The organism is Mesorhizobium sp. CA12 (assembly GCF_020165255.1).
Classification (GTDB): Bacteria; Pseudomonadota; Alphaproteobacteria; order Rhizobiales; family Rhizobiaceae; genus Mesorhizobium.
In genome coordinates, this window is the sequence record NZ_JAIUHT010000010.1 from 49,712 (window position 1) to 65,104 (window position 15,393).

At 63.6% G+C, this 15,393-nt stretch carries 21 protein-coding genes and 1 riboswitch; of the genes, 18 read left to right on the plus strand and 3 right to left on the minus strand.

From position 1 onward, the window contains the following. Positions 1-6: 6 nt before the first annotated feature. Positions 7-762 carry a helix-turn-helix domain-containing protein gene (locus LB520_RS17555; protein ID WP_224638313.1) on the minus strand — a complete coding sequence of 252 codons (756 nt, stop codon included), beginning with the start codon at positions 760-762 and terminating at the stop codon, positions 7-9. Between the two features lie 182 nt (positions 763-944). Between LB520_RS17555 and LB520_RS17560 the strand changes: the two genes are divergently transcribed. The 4 genes from LB520_RS17560 to LB520_RS17575 all read left to right on the plus strand — a co-directional run bounded on the left by LB520_RS17560 (position 945) and on the right by LB520_RS17575 (position 3,153). Continuing rightward, positions 945-1,367 carry a VOC family protein gene (locus LB520_RS17560; RefSeq protein WP_224638314.1) on the plus strand — a complete coding sequence of 141 codons (423 nt, stop codon included), beginning with the start codon at positions 945-947 and terminating at the stop codon, positions 1,365-1,367. Positions 1,368-1,403: 36 nt separating this feature from the next. Then, on the plus strand, positions 1,404-1,766 hold the full coding sequence (locus LB520_RS17565) for a DoxX family protein (RefSeq protein WP_224638315.1): 363 nt from the start codon (positions 1,404-1,406) through the stop codon (positions 1,764-1,766). A 164-nt stretch (positions 1,767-1,930) separates the two neighbouring features. Continuing rightward, positions 1,931-2,383: a hypothetical protein gene (locus tag LB520_RS17570; protein ID WP_224544049.1), complete on the plus strand. Its 453-nt coding sequence runs from the start codon at positions 1,931-1,933 to the stop codon at positions 2,381-2,383. Between the two features lie 155 nt (positions 2,384-2,538). Beyond that, a complete protein-coding gene (locus LB520_RS17575; RefSeq protein ID WP_224638316.1) occupies positions 2,539-3,153 on the plus strand; it encodes a LysE family translocator in 615 nt (204 codons plus the stop codon). A gap of 21 nt (positions 3,154-3,174) precedes the next feature. On the opposite strand, the gene LB520_RS17580 is transcribed toward LB520_RS17575, so the two are convergent. Then, a complete protein-coding gene (locus tag LB520_RS17580; RefSeq protein ID WP_318012104.1) occupies positions 3,175-3,798 on the minus strand; it encodes a TetR/AcrR family transcriptional regulator in 624 nt (207 codons plus the stop codon). Positions 3,799-3,868: 70 nt separating this feature from the next. Here LB520_RS17580 and LB520_RS17585 point away from each other — a divergent pair, with 70 nt between their 5' ends. The 5 genes from LB520_RS17585 (at position 3,869) to LB520_RS17605 (ending at position 7,193) form a co-directional block, all read left to right on the plus strand. Next, complete coding sequence (locus LB520_RS17585) at positions 3,869-4,399, plus strand: DinB family protein (protein WP_224638317.1); 531 nt, start codon at positions 3,869-3,871, stop codon at positions 4,397-4,399. Between the two features lie 411 nt (positions 4,400-4,810). Further along, complete coding sequence (locus LB520_RS17590) at positions 4,811-5,188, plus strand: hypothetical protein (RefSeq protein ID WP_181174787.1); 378 nt, start codon at positions 4,811-4,813, stop codon at positions 5,186-5,188. 273 nt (positions 5,189-5,461) lie between these two features. Further along, positions 5,462-6,058, plus strand: a complete 597-nt coding sequence (locus LB520_RS17595; protein ID WP_224627621.1) for a glutathione S-transferase — start codon at positions 5,462-5,464, stop codon at positions 6,056-6,058. 263 nt (positions 6,059-6,321) lie between these two features. Continuing rightward, positions 6,322-6,693 carry a TfoX/Sxy family protein gene (locus LB520_RS17600; RefSeq protein ID WP_224524943.1) on the plus strand — a complete coding sequence of 124 codons (372 nt, stop codon included), beginning with the start codon at positions 6,322-6,324 and terminating at the stop codon, positions 6,691-6,693. 86 nt (positions 6,694-6,779) lie between these two features. Then, positions 6,780-7,193, plus strand: a complete 414-nt coding sequence (locus tag LB520_RS17605) for a GFA family protein (protein WP_224638318.1) — start codon at positions 6,780-6,782, stop codon at positions 7,191-7,193. A 144-nt stretch (positions 7,194-7,337) separates the two neighbouring features. On the opposite strand, the gene LB520_RS17610 is transcribed toward LB520_RS17605, so the two are convergent. Further along, positions 7,338-7,991, minus strand: coding sequence for an outer membrane protein (locus tag LB520_RS17610; protein WP_095767043.1), 654 nt, complete (start codon positions 7,989-7,991; stop codon positions 7,338-7,340). Positions 7,992-8,404: 413 nt separating this feature from the next. Here LB520_RS17610 and LB520_RS17615 point away from each other — a divergent pair, with 413 nt between their 5' ends. From LB520_RS17615 to crcB (LB520_RS17655), 9 genes are all read left to right on the plus strand, one after another. Further along, positions 8,405-9,169 (plus strand): SDR family oxidoreductase, encoded by a 765-nt coding sequence (locus LB520_RS17615; protein ID WP_224638319.1) that lies wholly within the window; start codon positions 8,405-8,407, stop codon positions 9,167-9,169. After that, the gene (uvrC, locus tag LB520_RS17620; protein ID WP_224638320.1) at positions 9,166-11,256 is read left to right on the plus strand and encodes an excinuclease ABC subunit UvrC; all 2,091 of its coding nucleotides are present in this window, start codon (positions 9,166-9,168) and stop codon (positions 11,254-11,256) included. The genes LB520_RS17615 and uvrC overlap by 4 nt, the downstream gene beginning before the upstream one ends. A 488-nt stretch (positions 11,257-11,744) precedes the next feature. Continuing rightward, the gene (gene pgsA / locus LB520_RS17625) at positions 11,745-12,341 is read left to right on the plus strand and encodes a CDP-diacylglycerol--glycerol-3-phosphate 3-phosphatidyltransferase (RefSeq protein WP_224638321.1); all 597 of its coding nucleotides are present in this window, start codon (positions 11,745-11,747) and stop codon (positions 12,339-12,341) included. 9 nt (positions 12,342-12,350) lie between these two features. Further along, entirely contained in the window at positions 12,351-12,608 is a 258-nt protein-coding gene (gene moaD / locus LB520_RS17630) for a molybdopterin converting factor subunit 1 (RefSeq protein ID WP_095767047.1), read from the plus strand. A gap of 1 nt (position 12,609) precedes the next feature. Next, positions 12,610-13,089 carry a molybdenum cofactor biosynthesis protein MoaE gene (locus tag LB520_RS17635; protein WP_224627626.1) on the plus strand — a complete coding sequence of 160 codons (480 nt, stop codon included), beginning with the start codon at positions 12,610-12,612 and terminating at the stop codon, positions 13,087-13,089. A 134-nt stretch (positions 13,090-13,223) separates the two neighbouring features. After that, the gene (locus tag LB520_RS17640; RefSeq protein ID WP_224638322.1) at positions 13,224-13,637 is read left to right on the plus strand and encodes a YbaY family lipoprotein; all 414 of its coding nucleotides are present in this window, start codon (positions 13,224-13,226) and stop codon (positions 13,635-13,637) included. 181 nt (positions 13,638-13,818) lie between these two features. Next, a complete protein-coding gene (locus tag LB520_RS17645) occupies positions 13,819-14,088 on the plus strand; it encodes a hypothetical protein (protein ID WP_095767050.1) in 270 nt (89 codons plus the stop codon). A 221-nt stretch (positions 14,089-14,309) separates the two neighbouring features. Then, positions 14,310-14,372: riboswitch (Fluoride riboswitch) on the plus strand. 98 nt (positions 14,373-14,470) lie between these two features. Beyond that, the gene (gene crcB / locus LB520_RS17650) at positions 14,471-14,926 is read left to right on the plus strand and encodes a fluoride efflux transporter CrcB (protein ID WP_224638323.1); all 456 of its coding nucleotides are present in this window, start codon (positions 14,471-14,473) and stop codon (positions 14,924-14,926) included. An 18-nt stretch (positions 14,927-14,944) separates the two neighbouring features. Further along, positions 14,945-15,367, plus strand: a complete 423-nt coding sequence (gene crcB, locus LB520_RS17655; protein ID WP_224638324.1) for a fluoride efflux transporter CrcB — start codon at positions 14,945-14,947, stop codon at positions 15,365-15,367. The last annotated feature ends 26 nt before the right edge of the window (positions 15,368-15,393 follow it).

Genomic DNA, 15,393 nt, shown 5'->3' on the forward strand with positions numbered 1-15,393 from the left:
CATCGCCTAAGCCAGCGCCGTAGGCGTCACGCCGGTCAGCCGCCGGCTTTCGCGGATCAGATGCGCCTGGTCGGCGTAGCCGGCCTCGATGGCGAGCAGCGCGGTCGAGGCGTCGCCTTGCTGTCGTTGCAAGCGCCGGTACCGATGGAAGCGCAGGATGCGGTCGAGCGTCTTGGGGCCATAACCGAAGGCGTCCTCGAAGCGGCGTCGCAGCGTCCGTTCGCTCATATGCAGCTGGCGCTGCAGGAAGGGAACCAGCGGCGTTTCCGGCGGCAAACCTTTGTGAATGACGTCGAAGGCCCGGCCCATCTGCGGGTCGAGCGCATCGCGGCCTTCGGTGCGTATGCCGACCGTCTCTTCCAACTGCCGCAGCATGGCCGGCAGATCGCTCGCAGCCTTGATGCGATCCGACAGTTCGCGGGCACGCGTACCCCATAATTTCTGGAGATCGAGCCGCCCGCCGACGATTTCGCTGGCCGGCACGCCCAGCCAACCGGCGGCCGCGCCAGGCCGGAAACGGAAGCCGACGATCACCGCGCCGGCCGGCGGCGTCTCGATCTGCGGCTCCTTGTCGGGACCGGCCACGCGGAAGCGGCCGTCGATCCATTGCAGGTCGATCGTCGCGTCCGGCGTGATGACGATGGGCGGAACGGCGCGGTCATCCATGCGGTGGACCCAGACCGCGCAGAAGGCAGCGGCAAGGCCACCAGCGACGGGCCGCTCGTGAAAGAAGCCGGTGGTCTGCGCCAGGACCGGTTCCATTCTCTCTCCGATCTGCTCCAGCAAGGTTGCCGGATCGGTGCGACGGTCATTTTGGCCGAAATATTCAAGGCCGGCCACGTCATCCATGGCAAAACGGACGCAACTTCACCGCGCTTCACGCGCTCGCATCAGACCGCATCCGTTTGCGGCTGTGGTCACGGATATAGAAAGGAGTGAGAGAAATGAAAGCTCGCATCACCGTATTAACGCTCGGCGTCGACGATCTGGAAGCGTCGCTCAAATTCTATCGCGACGGCCTTGGGCTGCCGACGGAAGGCATCATCGGCCGGGAATTCGAGCATGGCGCCGTCGCCTTCTTCGAACTCGCCGGCGGCTTGAAGTTCGCCATCTTCGAACGGTCCAGCATCGCCCATGACGCGACGGTGCCGCAGAGCGGCCGCAGTCCGACCGAGCTCACCATCGGCCACAATGTCGGCAGCGAGGCCGAGGTCGATGCCGTGATGGCTGAGGCCGTCAAGGCCGGCGCACGCGTGGTCAAGCCGGCGCAAAAAACTTTCTGGGGCGGCTATGCCGGCTATTTCCAGGATCCCGACGATCATCTGTGGGAGGTCGTCTACAACCTGGCCTTCATTCCGCTGGATTGAGCAAAGCGAAGCGCGTCGTCGAGAGAGGAGGCCGCCATGCCCGTTCAATCCATTCAAGCGCTTGGCGCTCTCCTCATCGGCGGCGTGTTCGTCTTTGCCGGCGTCGAGCATTTCCTGAAATTCGGAGCGATGCGCGACCATCTGGCCGCCCAGAAATTTCCGGCCCCGGCCTTGATGCTGGCCGCCGGTTCGGCGGTCGAGATCATTGCGGGTTTCCTGCTTGCCATTGACATGGCCCGGCCCTTCGCCGCCGGCGCGCTGGTCGTCTTCACGCTGACGACGAACGTCATGCTGCTGCGCTTCTGGGCTGTGGAGGAGCCGGAGAGGCAGGTGCTGCGCAACGCGTTCCTGATCAACATCGCCGTCATCGGCGGGCTGCTGCTTACCGGAGGGCTTTAGTTTGGATGAGGTTTCAGGTCAGGCCGGCTGACCTGAAATCCCATGCAACCCAATTAGCCGGTGAAGTCTGGAATGAAGTTTTACGGAAACCATTGTTTTCGCAACCGCTTGACCGCCGCCAAGTGCTCCCGCACAGTGCGCGGAACCGACCTTGAGAGGCTGTCATGACTCGCTTCGCCCATTCCGCCCTTGCCGCGCTGGTTGCCCTGTCCACTCCCTTTGCCGCTCCGCTTGGCTTCAGCCAGGCAGCGCATGCCGCCGACCTGTCCATCTACACCGAGGATGACGGCAGCGTCTGCGGCGAGGCCTGGGTGCTGAACAAGATCACCGACCGCTTCTCTTATCAGGTGCATCACGTGCCGCATCTGCCGGACGTCGCGATCACTGATTTCCGCAACATCCGCCAGCATCGTTATGAGCCGGCGAGCGATGAATGGCCGATCGGCCGCCACTATTGCCGCGCCACCGTCAACCTGACGGACGGCCGCGACCGTTCGATCTTCTACCTGATCGAGGAAGGCCAGGGCTTTGCCTCGATCGGCGACAATGTCGAATTCTGCGTCTCCGGCTTCGATCGCTGGCTGGTGTATAACGGTCGCTGCCGCGTGCTGCGCTAGGTTTGTCGCTTCCGCCGCGCGCCTGCGGTCAGAGGGACCGCATCCTTTTGCGCGCTGAATAGGTCTCGCCGCGAATGTTGTGCCTTCCGGCTTTCGCCGGAATGCAAATCAGTTAGTCTGAACTCCCGAGAGCAACGACTTCCTCGGGGACCTTCATGGATACTGCTACCCTCCTTGCATTTGCGGCGGCCTTCTTCGTGTTCGCAGCCAGCCCAGGCCCCGACAACATGACCATCGTCGCCCGCACAATCTCTGGCGGCGCCGCATCGGGCATCGCCTATGGCGCCGGAACGGTGGCCGGTATCCTCATCATCCTGGTCCTCGCCGCCTTCGGTCTGTCGGTCGTAGCTGCCAAGATGGCGGTCGTCATGGCCGTGCTTCGCTATGGCGGCGCGGCTTATCTGATCTGGATGGGCGTCACGCTATGGACAGCAGCGCCCATCGTGCCGGACCTGCAGCCCGTATCCGGGCGGCGCGGGCTGCTTGCGACTTTCGCCACCGGCGTCGCGCTCAATCTCGGCAATCCGAAGATGCCTTTGTTCTATCTGGCGCTGCTGCCGAACGTCGTCGGCGCATCGCTGGACGCCGAGCGTCTCGGGGCGCTGATGCTGGTGATCCTGGCTGTCGAGACTGTCGTAATCGGCGGCCATGTCGTCCTCGCAGGCCGCGCCCGAAAGCTGCTGCGCACGCCGAAGGTCGTGCGCGGGGTGAACCGTGCGGCAGGTGGCGTGATGGTCGGTGCTGGCGTCGCCATCGTCGCTGCCCGCTGAACCGACGCCAAGCCGACAATCTCACGCGGCCCTGCCGCCCGATATGTAAACCTGGATCAGCTCGACGAGCTGCTTCTGCAGCTCCGGCGCGTCGAGCATGTTGCGCCGTGCCGCGTTGTGGATCACGCCTTCGACAGCCGATGAGAGCACGCGCGCCATCGTCTCGGTATCCTTGCGGCGCTTGCGATACTGCGCGACGGCAGCCGCATAATGTTCGAGATAGCGCGCCTGGAACGAGGCATGGGCGGCGCGTGAGCCGCGGTCGCCGGGCGCCTCGTCCAGCAGCACCTGGTGCAGCGTCGGATGGACCGAGTGCGCGCCGATCATGCCGCGCACCAGCTCGCGCGCGAATTGCCTGAGCGGTTTCTCGTCGGCCGCCGCTTCGCGAATCACCGAGAGCACATGATCGAAGTGGCGGCGCCGGATCGCTTCGACCAGGGCGAGCTTGTCGGGGAAATATTGATAGAGCGAGCCGATGCTGACGCCCGCGGCCTCTGCCACCTTGTTGGTGGAAAAGCCTGCCCAGCCGAGCTCGCTCAAAACGTGAGCACCGGCTTCGATGATCGCCTCGACGGTGGCGATCGAACGCGCCTGGCGTGGCTGCTTGCGCATGCGTGCGGCCGGCTTTGCAACGCGAGTAGACATGCTGGCCCGTCTCCCGAGAATATAGACAGGATACTCACATTCAATTCACCAACGCAAATGGGCGGCAAAGATGAGTACCAAGACCTTGCTGAAGGGCATGCTCGCCTACCAGGCTCGGGCGAACGACGAGCTGGTGGAGAAGCTTGCCGGGATGGATCCGTCTCGCGACGCCGGGGAACGCCACGCCGCGATCCGCCTGATGAACCATATCCATGTCGTGGCGCGGATTTTTGCCGCGCATCTGAAGGGCGTCGCCCATGGCTATGCGAGCGACAATACGCCGGACACGCCCGAGCCGCGCGCATTGCGCGCCGCCTTGGCCGAGATCGACGGCTGGTATCTCGACTATCTCGAAGCCGTTTCGGAGCAAAGGCTTGCCGATCCTGTCGCTTTCACCTTCACTGACGGCGACAGGGGCTGCATGACGAGGCAGGAGATGCTGATCCATATCGTATTGCACGGCAGCTACCATCGCGGCGAAATCGGCCGCATGCTGGCCGCCATCGCGCTCTCGCCGCCCTGGGACACCTACGCCGTCCATCTGCACCAGGCCGAGCCGGCGCGCCGCCTGCGGCGCGGACGCCACCCGGCGGGCGTTTGAATGCGGCGCGTGAATATGAGCTTTAAGCTCACTTTAAAGCGCTCAAGCTTTGGTCGTCGCATCTGGCCGGTTCGTCTGTAGATGTTTCTGCTGGACAAGATGAAGTCGACGCTCGACGGCCTCTTGTCTATTATGAGCACTCTGCTCACATTGTGATGCAAGGTTATGCCGCTGGTCGATGGAGGATCGGGCGATAGAAGCCGCGCGAAAATCTGTGCGCCAGGCCGTCACTTCGAAAGTGATAGATTCGCTCACAATTTTTCCATGAGATGCATCTTAAAGCGTTTCGTGTAACCAAAATTCAATAACTGAAAATCATTGTGTTGCTTCGCTGGCTAGACAGTCGCGAGTCAGATATGCATAGACACGCCGGGTCACTCACGACCATTGGCAAAACGCAAGGGGCATCGTATGGCAAAGACGACAACCAAGGCGCCGGCGGCGAAAGCGCCGGCAAAGAAGCCGGCAGCTAAGGCTGCCGCGAAACCTGCAGCAGTGAAGAAGGCAGCCGCACCGAAGGCAGCCGCCAAGGCCCCGGCCAAGGCAGCAGCGAAGCCGGCAGCGAAGGCTGCGGCTAAGCCCGCCGCCAAGAAGCCGGCAGCGAAGGCTGCGGCCAAGCCCGCCGTCAAGGCAGCGGCAAAGCCGGCGGCCAAGCCCGCCGCCAAGAAGCCGGCAGCGAAGGCCGCGGCCAAGCCCGCCGCCAAGGCTCCGATGAAGGCCGCCGCCGCCAAGGCACCGGCAGCCGTGAAGAAGGCAGCTCCGGCCAAGAAGCCGGCCGCCAAGAAGTAATCGCGTAGCTTCGCTCGCGAACCGCAACAGGTGAGGGCGGGTGCCACTCAGGCACCCCTCTCGCCAATTCGGTGTCACGGCGAGCGGAGTCGGAGCGCACGCTCCTCCTAAAGCTCTCGGTAATTTTGCTGCCAGGCAAAACTTCCGGGAGCTTTTTTTGTTGCCGCGCCCGGGCGTCAAAAATGTATTGGCCAAGCTGGATCGGCCTTGCTGGGCCGTTGCCCTGGAGACCCATTCGGTCAACAGTGCCGCAGATAAACTGGAAAGCCGATCATGCCGAAGCTGCTTTACGCGCCCACGTCTCCTTATAGTTCGAAGGTCCGCATGGCGGCCCTCCATGCCGGGATCGCCATCGATCTCGTGCCGGTCAAGACGGAGGACAGGCCGGCCGAGCTGATCTCGGCCAATCCGCTCGGCAAGATCCCGGTGCTGGTGCTGGAGGACGGCCGGTCGGTCCATGACAGCCGCGCCATCACGCAACATCTCAACCGGCTGTCGAAGAATGCGCTGTTCCCTCGCAATCCCGACAAGCGGCTCGAAGCGGAAGTTCTCGAGGCACTGGCCGACGGCATCTGCGACTGCGCGCTGTCGATGGTCTATGAACGACGCACGCGTCCGGAAGCGATGGTCCACCAGCCCTGGCTCGATCGCCAGTGGGCGAAGATCACCGCCGCGCTCGACCTCATCAACGCCAACCCGCCGAAGCTGCCGAAGAAGATCACCGCCGGCCATATGGCGCTGCGCGCCTGCCTCGGCTATCTGGCGCTGCGCTTTCCCGGCCAATGGGAGAAGGGCCGCAGCCGGCTCGTGCGCTGGGCCGCGAGGTTTGATGAGAAGTTTCCGGAGCTGAAGGGCAGCGTGCCGGGGTAGATACAGCTGATCTCCCCCCTTGTGGGGGAGATGCCCGGCAGGGCAGAGGGGGGCGCTGTCCCGCCGGCATCTCAGTATTGCTGAGCATGTGCCGCCAACAAAGATAACGGGGCTGCCTCGAAAGTTGGCGTTCCTTCGCGCCCCCCTCTGGCCTGCCGGCCATCTCCCCCACGAGGGGGGAGATTGGCAGCTCGGCCTCACGCCCGCCTTGAACCCCGTCCGTTTCCATGCTTGCCTGACACCGCCCAAGTCGGAGTGGTGACATGGCAAAGCCCTCAACCAGCCTCGCGCCCGACCCTATGGTCGAGCGTCTGCGTGCGGCGCTCGACCGGCGCGCCTTCACCGAGCAGAAAATGTTCGGCGGCACCTGCTTCATGATCGACGGCAACATGCTGATTGGCACGTCGAAGCGCGGCTTGCTAGTGCGTGTCGGCAAGGCCGCGCATGCGGCCGCAGTCGCGCGGCCCCATGCAAGCCCGATGGAAATGGGCGGGCGCTCGATGGAAGGGTATGTCCATGTCGCGCCGGAAGGCACAGCCACGGAGGCGGATCTCCGTGGCTGGCTCGGCCTTGCGCTGGCATTCGTCGAAACTTTGCCGCCGAAACCCGCCAAGGTCGCAAAGAAACGCGCGTAAGCCGCTCGTCGCATCGGCCTTGCGGACCGCGATGGGTCAGTGTTGTTAAGCTGGCCTCGAGGAACGAACGGCCAGGGGAGGAAGCAATGGCACTCAATGGGCATTGCATGTGCGGTGCTGTGGCCTGGACTTATTCAGGCGAGATCACGCGCAACCTGGTCTGTCACTGTACCGATTGTCAGCGGGCGACATCCGCCCCCTTCACGGCCTTTCTGGGAATGAGGCCGGACAAGCTGAGCTGGAGTGGCGACATCAGGCACTATGAAAGCAGCCCGAATACTTTTCGCGGTTTCTGCCCGTCCTGCGGCGCGAGGCTCTACTTCCGCTCCGACCGATGGCCTGCCGAGATCCATGTCCACGCCGCCACGCTGGACGACCCGGGCGAGTACCGTGCGGATGCGCAAGTCATGATGCGCTCAAGAGCAAAATGGCTCGACGGGCTGCAGTCGATTCCAGTCCATGAGGATTTCCAGCAGGCGCCGTCGACGCCGACTCCCTGAAGTCAGGGCGATATACGGCTCGCGTGCAGTTTGTTGCCTGCTCGTACAAGGTTCTCGAAACCGGCAAGGGCAGAAGGACAGGATTACAAACACAAAAAAAGCCGGGCTCAAGGCCCGGCTTTTTCGTGTCGTGGCTTCTACGACTTAGAACTTCATACCGACGCCGAAGGTGACGCGGTTGTCCTTCGACTTGACGTTGCCGAGGGCGCCGAAGTCCTTGTCGCCGTAGTCGGTGTAGCGGTACTCGACGCGGCCGAACACGTTGTCCGTGATCTTGATGTCGGTGCCGACACCGGCCGTCCAGCCGAGCATTGCCTTGCTCTCGTCAGTGGCGGTGACGCTATCCGTGATCTTCTGGTTCTTGGCGGCGAGACCGCCGGTGCCATAAAGCAGGATTTCCGGGGTCACGGCATAGCCGAGGCGAGCGCGCAGCGAGCCTTCGAGGCCGCCCTTGGCGTTGATGCCAGCGCTGTCGCCCTTGACGCCGTTGTAGCCGAGATCGGCTTCAGCGCCGTAGACGAAGTTATCCTGCTGCCAGTTGTAGCCGCCGAACACGCCGCCGATGAAGCCCTTGGTCTTCACATTGACGCCGGCGTCACGAGCATCGGCATGGCCGCTGAAGCCGTAGCCGAGGCTGATACCGGCATAGGGGCCAGCCCAGGAAGCGACCGGAAGCTCGGCAACCGGGGCGGGAGCCGGCGGCTCTTCGGAAACGACGTCGGCCGCAAAGGCGGTGCCAGCAAAGGCGAACAGCCCGAGCGCAGCGGCAAGCGGCGCGAATTTGAGATTGGTCTTCATTGTTATACTCTCCTTAAGCCACAAGACACTTAGGCTTTTTTGTTCATGAAACGCCCCGGCCCGTCCGGGGGGATAAACGGGCTTGGCGCTCAACGGTTCCGAATGTCGTGCTGAAATGCGGCTGAAGCGAACCTGAACTTGGGTCATTCCCCGGCGCGAATAAGGCGGAAAGTTGACGTTGCATCTTCGCAACAGCGAATGTCAGCAGTCTAATCATGTTGCGCTGCACACCGCTTGGTTCAAGGGGTCCGGCGACATATATTGCCGTGAACGGCGCCCCGAATCCGATGGGGCGGAGGCGCGTCCGGGCCGCTTCGCCACATTCCTGCCTCAGGTGGAAATGGCATTTAACGCTTGGCCCGTCACATTGTGCCGGCTTCCCGGAATCGTGAAGTCGATTGAGGATTGACACCATGAGACAAGCCACGACCGTCGCGCTGGTGACGGGTGGAGCAAGGCGGATCGGCAAGGCGATCGTCGAGGATCTGGCCGCCAATGGCTTTGCGGTCGCCATCCACGCCAATCGCTCCGGCGACGAGGCCGAGGCGCTGGCGAAGAAGATCGTGGCCGGTGGCGGCCGCGCCGCCGTTGTCGCCGCCGATCTCACCGACATGGATGCCGTGGGTGATCTTGTCGGTCGCGCGCAGGCGGCGCTCGGACCCGTCACGCTGCTGGTCAACAACGCTTCCTTGTTCGTCGACGATCGCGTCGAGGATTTCGACTGGCAAGCCTGGGACCGCCACTTCGCCATCCATGTGAAGGCGCCGGCGCTTTTGGCGCAGAACCTTGCTCGCGCGCTGCCGCAAGACGGGGAGGGGCTGATCGTCAACATCATCGACCAGCGCGTCTGGCGGCCGACGCCGCGTTATTTCTCCTATGCGCTGTCGAAATCGGCTCTGTGGACGCAAACGCAAATGCTTGCACAGGCGCTCGGACCGCGCATCCGCGTCAACGCCATAGGCCCCGGCCCGACACTGAAGAACAAGCGCCAGGATGACGATGATTTCGAGAGCCAGATCGAGGGCCTGATCCTGAAGCGCGGCCCGCAATTGCCCGAATTCGGCGCCACGATCCGCTATCTGTGGCAAGCGCGCTCGGTGACCGGCCAGATGATCGCGCTCGATGGCGGCCAGCATCTTGCGTGGCAGACGCCCGATGTGACAGGCATGGTGGAATGAGTCCCGTAGCCCAAAGAGACAAACGAAACGGCGCCGCCGACGATCTGCCGCCCGATATCGACCCCGATATGGACGTTGAGGACGAGGCGGCGGAGGAGATCGTCGAGGCTGAGCCTTTGCCGTCCGGTCCCGAGGTCGCTTTCACGGCCATCGACTGGACGCCGCATGCCGGCGACGCCGACGGGATGGTCGGCGCCGAGGTGATCCAGACCCTGGTCAAGCGGCTGCCCAACCAGCCCGGCGTCTATCGCATGATGAACGCCGCCGGCGACGTTCTCTATGTCGGCAAGGCGCGCAGCCTGAAGAAGCGCGTCACCAATTACGCGCAGGGGCGCTTCCACACCGCCCGCATCGGCCGCATGGTGCGCGAGACGGCGACGATGGAATTCGTCGTGACCCGCACCGAGATCGAGGCGCTGCTGCTCGAGGCCAACCTCATCAAGCGGCTGCGGCCCCGTTTCAACGTGCTGATGCGGGACGACAAGTCCTTCCCCTACATCCTGCTCACCGGCGACCATGTCTCGCCCGGCATCTACAAGCATCGCGGCGCGCGCTCGCGAAAAGGCGACTATTTCGGCCCCTTCGCTTCCGCCGGCGCCGTCGGGCGCACCATCAATTCGCTGCAGCGCGCCTTCCTGCTTCGAAGCTGCACCAACTCTTTCTACGAGAACCGCACAAGGCCGTGCCTGCTCTATCAGATCAAGCGCTGCGCCGGGCCTTGCACCGGCGAGATATCGCATCAGGGCTATGCCGAGCTGGTCGCCGAGGCCAAGGACTTTCTCTCCGGCCGCAGCCAGAAGGTGAAGACCGAAATCTCGGCCGCCATGCAGCAGGCCTCCGAAGAGCTCGATTTCGAGCGCGCCGCCATCTACCGCGACCGGCTTGCGGCGCTCTCGCATGTGCAGGCACATCAGGGCATCAACCCGCAGACGGTCGAGGAGGCCGACGTCTTCGCCATCCACCAGGAGGGCGGCCAGACCTGTATCCAGGTATTCTTCTTCCGCACCGGTCAGAACTGGGGCAACCGCGCCTATTTCCCCAAGGCCGATCCGGCGCTGGAGCCGGCGGAGGTGCTGGGCTCGTTCCTGGCGCAATTCTATGACGACAAACTGCCGGCGCGCACGCTGCTGCTTTCCCAGGCCGCGCAGGAACAGGAACTGCTCGCTGAGGCGCTCTCCACGCATGCCGGCCGCAAGATTACGATTTCGGTGCCGCAGCGCGGCGAGAAGAAGGAACTGACAGACCACGCGCTGCAGAACGCGCGCGAGGCGCTTGGCCGCAGGTTGGCCGAGACCTCGACGCAGGCGCGGCTGCTCGCCGGCTTCGCCGAGACCTTCGGCCTGGCAAAGCCGCCGGTGCGCATCGAGGTCTACGACAACTCGCACATCATGGGCACCAACGCGGTCGGCGCCATGGTCGTCGCGGGACCGGAAGGTTTCGTGAAGAACCAGTACCGGAAATTCAACATCCGCTCCACCGAGATCACGCCGGGCGACGATTTCGGCATGATGCGCGAAGTGATGCAGCGGCGCTTTTCGCGGCTGCTCAAGGAGCATGGCGACGCCCAGCCCGGCTCGGCCGTCGAGGGCGAAGCTGGCGAGGAGGATCTGGTCGCCGGCAATGGCGGCTTCCCGGCCTGGCCGGATGTTATCCTGATCGACGGCGGCCAGGGCCAGATGACGGCCGTGCGCCAGATTCTTGCCGATCTCGGCGTCGAGGACAGGGTGGTGGCCATCGGTATCGCCAAGGGCCCGGACCGCGACGCCGGCCGCGAGCGCTTCTTCGTCAAGGGCAGGGACTCTTTCATGCTGCCGGTGCGCGATCCGGTGCTCTATTTCGTCCAACGCCTGCGCGATGAGGTGCACCGTTTCGCCATCGGCTCCCACCGCGCCCGCCGCAAGAAGGAGATGGTCAAAAGCCCGCTCGACGAGATCGCCGGCATCGGTCCCGGCCGCAAGCGCGCGCTGCTCCACGCCTTCGGCACCGCCAAGGCAGTCAGCCGCGCCGCGGTCGAGGACCTTGTCAAGGTCGACGGCATTTCCGAGCACGTGGCGAAGCTGGTCTACAATCACTTCCACGAGAGCTGAGGGCTGGTCGCGAGCATGGAAGGTTGACCAAGGCGTCGGTGTGGTGAGGGATATTGCACCTTGGCGATTAGCTCAAACGCCCACCACGTCGTCATTCCAGGGCGGAGCAAGGAGCGCAGCGACGCGGCGCAGACCCTGGAATCCATTCCGTTACCTCTACGCCTTGCAGCGGTTCAGAAAACCTCCGTTCTGCTCCGTTGCAGTCCGCGCGAGGTCACGGAATGGATCCTCGGGTCTGCGCGTCCGCTTCGCTCCCGCTCCGCCCGTGGATGACGAAGTTGCTTAGGCTTCGCCAATCCCAACGTTGCAAGAAGAGTATACATCGAAGTTGCCAATCTCTGCCTCTGACGTGGAATGCCCAGACCAGAGCGGGTGCTTCACGCCGACCTTCACGCCATTTTTCCCTGGTCAATCGAATCTCGGCTGTTGACCCCCTACATTGGCTTCTGATTTGAGTACGTCTGGCGGTGGAGATTTCCCGAGACGACATGGCACAGCGCGCGTTCAACCTGCCGAACATCCTAACCTATGCCCGCATCATCGCGGTGCCGCTGGTCGTGCTGTGCTTTTTTCTTGAAGGCCACCTGAAGTCGTCCGACTTCGCCCGCTGGTCGGCGCTGGTCATTTTCCTGCTTGCCTCGATCACCGATTACTTTGACGGCTATTTCGCGCGCGCCTGGCAGCAGACTTCCAACATCGGCAAGATGCTTGACCCGATAGCCGACAAATTGCTGGTCGCCACCTGCATGCTCCTGCTTGCCGCCGACACCGACCGCCATGGCGGCATCGCCGGCTGGTCGCTATGGGCGGCAATCATCATCCTGTGCCGCGAGATCCTGGTTTCGGGCCTGCGCGAATATCTGGCCGCCTTGAAGGTGTCGGTGCCGGTGACCCAGCTCGCCAAATGGAAGACCACCATACAGATGGTCGCCATCGCCTTCCTGCTGGTCGGCCCGGCCGGCGACAAGATCTTTCCGCTGACCACGCAGATCGGCCTCGTGCTGCTGTGGGTCGCGGCACTTGTCACGCTCTACACCGGCTACGACTATTTCCGCGCCGGCCTCAAGCACATCATGGACGAGTAGGAAGCGCGGATGTCGACGAAACTCATCTATTTCGCCTGGGTGCGCGAGCGGATCGGCAAGCCGGAAGAGGACGTCGACTTGCCTGCCGGCATCGAGACGGTCGCCGATCTGCTGCGCTGGCTGAAGTCGCGCGGCGAGGAGTATGAGAACGCGCTGCAATACCCTGACGTCATCCGCGTCGCCATCAACCAGGAGCATGTCGGCCATCGCGAGAAGATCGAAGGCGCGCGCGAGATCGCCCTGTTCCCGCCGATGACCGGGGGCTGATATGGCCGGCGCGGTCGTGCCTGCCATCCGCATCCAGCGCGAGGACTTCGACGTCGCCGCCGAGATCGCCGGCCTGGCCAAAGGCCGGACCGATATCGGCGCCGTGGTCACTTTTTCCGGCCTTTGCCGTGACGAGCAGGGCGCGCTCTCGGCGCTCGAGCTCGAGCACTATCCCGGCATGGCGGAGGCCGAGATCGGCCGCATCGCCGCCGAGGCCGCCGGGCGCTGGCCCCTGCAGGGGCTCACCGTCATCCACCGCCACGGCAAGATAGCGCCGGGCGAGAATATCGTGCTGGTGGTCGCGGCCTCGTCGCACCGCCAGGCCGCCTTCGAGGCGGCGAATTTCCTGATGGACTACCTGAAATCGCGTGCGCCCTTCTGGAAGAAGGAACACCGCGCCGACGGCTCCGAGGGCGGCTGGGTCGAGGCCAAGGAGGCTGACGATCAAGCTGCGGACCGTTGGAAGAAACAGGGCGAATAATGCATGTCGCCCAGAACTGTGCAGCGGTTCTGGGCAACGACATGCATCAGAAAAAACTCCCGTTCGGCCATCGAACGACCGCAATCCTTCCCAAGCCTGCCGGGTGGTTTGATTTGCTTGGCGGGAGCAATCTCATGCTGGACCGCATCGCGGAATTCTTCATCTTCGGGCTGGTGCCGCTGGTGGTCGGCGTGCTTGCCGTGCCGGAAGCGACCAAGGCCGGCGAAAGGACGATCGCGGGCGAGGTGACCTACCGCGAGCGCATCGCGCTGCCGCCCGACGCCGTGCTCGTGGTCGAGCTTGCCGATGTCTCGCTGGCCGATGCACCGGCAACCGTGGTCGCTAGGCGCAGGGTAGCGCCCACCGGCCAAGTGCCGATCAGGTTCGACATCGGTTTCGATCCCAAGGCGATCCAGAACGGCCGGACCTATACGCTGCAGGCCCGCATCACCGTTGGCGAACGGCTGATGTTCGTTACCGGTGCAAGTCATCAGGTCGATCCGCTGGCGGGCAAGCCTCAGACGGTTCTGCTGAAAATGGCGCGCTGACGTCGCGCGCCGAGCCCGACCGCGCAACTTTTGTGCCTAGACACCGTTTTCTCCGGAATAAACCGGCAACGCCGGGCGTTCACCTATGCAGATGGCGGGCAGGCAAAGGGACAATGTCCCTTCACTTAAGCCGCCAGACCGAATGCGCGGGCTCGATCTGGCCACTCAAAGGAGACCAGACATGAAAAAGCGCACGCTTATCCTCGCAGCCGCGGGTGTATCGCTGATTGCCTTTGCCGGCGTTGCCCGGGCGGACGATCATCTGTTCAATGCCGAGCAGCATGGCCTCAGCCCAGACAGCCAGCCGTTCCAGACCAACAAGGCCGGCCACAGCGGCGACCTTGCGCCTGGACAGGGCAGTCCGTTCACCGGTGAGGAGACGAAGACGCCGTCTACCGATACCGAGGCAGCGAACGCCCATGCGAATGTGAAAGACCGTCAAGCCAAATGACGTCTGCCCGCCGGGGGGCGGCGGGTTTATGAGCAATTCCGGGAAAAACGGGGCGCGGTTTTCCGTCCCGAATTGCGTCGAAAACAACAGAGCATGATGTCGTCCGAAAGCCGCTTCACGCTTTTCGGCATCATGCTCTGGCTGGCCTGACCGTCTCGACGGTTCTGCCCGTCATTCAAGCACGTCGCAATTGACCGCGCTGTTGCGACCGCCTAGGTTCCCTCGAAAATGGGGATGGGGTTCCCCCGAAACCGCCCTTATGGGCTGATGACTCCTGCCAGGCGTGCTCTCGCGCGGCAGGATTTGTTTTTCCGCTTCGCTTCGTGCCTGTTCTTATGAAGTGATTCCGGCTTGGGATCGCGTTTGGAAAGGCTTTGAAGCGATGACCCTTGCGGCTTGCGCCCTGGTCCTGATCGGCGGTTTCTTCGGCGGCATTTCCCGCTTTTTCCTCTCCGGCGTGGTCGGCCGTTCCATCGGCGAGACCTTTCCCTGGGGTACATTGTTGGTCAATGTTTCCGGCGCCCTGGCCATCGGCGCCTTCGCCGGCGCGGCACGCTCGGTCGGCGGCGTCTTCGCCAGCGATCTCGTGCGCGACCTGATCGTCGTCGGCCTGTTCGGCGGCTACACCACGGTGTCGTCCTTCTGCCTACAGACGGTCAACCTTGCGGTCGACGGTGAGGGGCGGCTCGCCGCCTTCAACGTCGTCGCTTCGTCGGTGCTGTGCGTGCTGTTCGTCGCGCTCGGCTTTTGGGCGGTGGTCTGGGTGGCTGAGTCAGCCACCTGGGTGGTTGGGTCAACCACCTGGGTGGTTGGCTCAACCACCGGGGCTATGGGCTGAGCGATGGTGGACAGACAGATGGCAATGCGACTTTATCTGGCGGTCGGCTGCGGCGCGGCGATCGGCTCGCTGGCCCGCTTCCTGTCGGGCTATGTCATCGTCTCGCTGCTCGGTCTGAACGCGCTGTGGTCGACCGCTTTCGTCAATGTCGTCGGCTCGTGGATCATCGTGGTTTTCGCCACGCTCACCGGGCCGGACGGCCGCATGATGGTCGGTCCCGCCAGTCGCAATTTCGTCATGGCGGGCTTCTGCGGTGGCCTCACCACCTTTTCAGCGATGAGCCTCGACACCTTCACTATGCTGTTCGAGGGCGACTTGCCGCTGGCCGCGACCTATCTCATCAGTGTGGTCGGCCTGTCGCTCGCCGCCGCGTGGCTGGGCTATCTCATGGCGTCCAGGCTCAACCGCCTGCCGGTCGACAGGCAGTCGGCCAATAGGTGATGGGCCAACACAGGTGACCAGGGAGA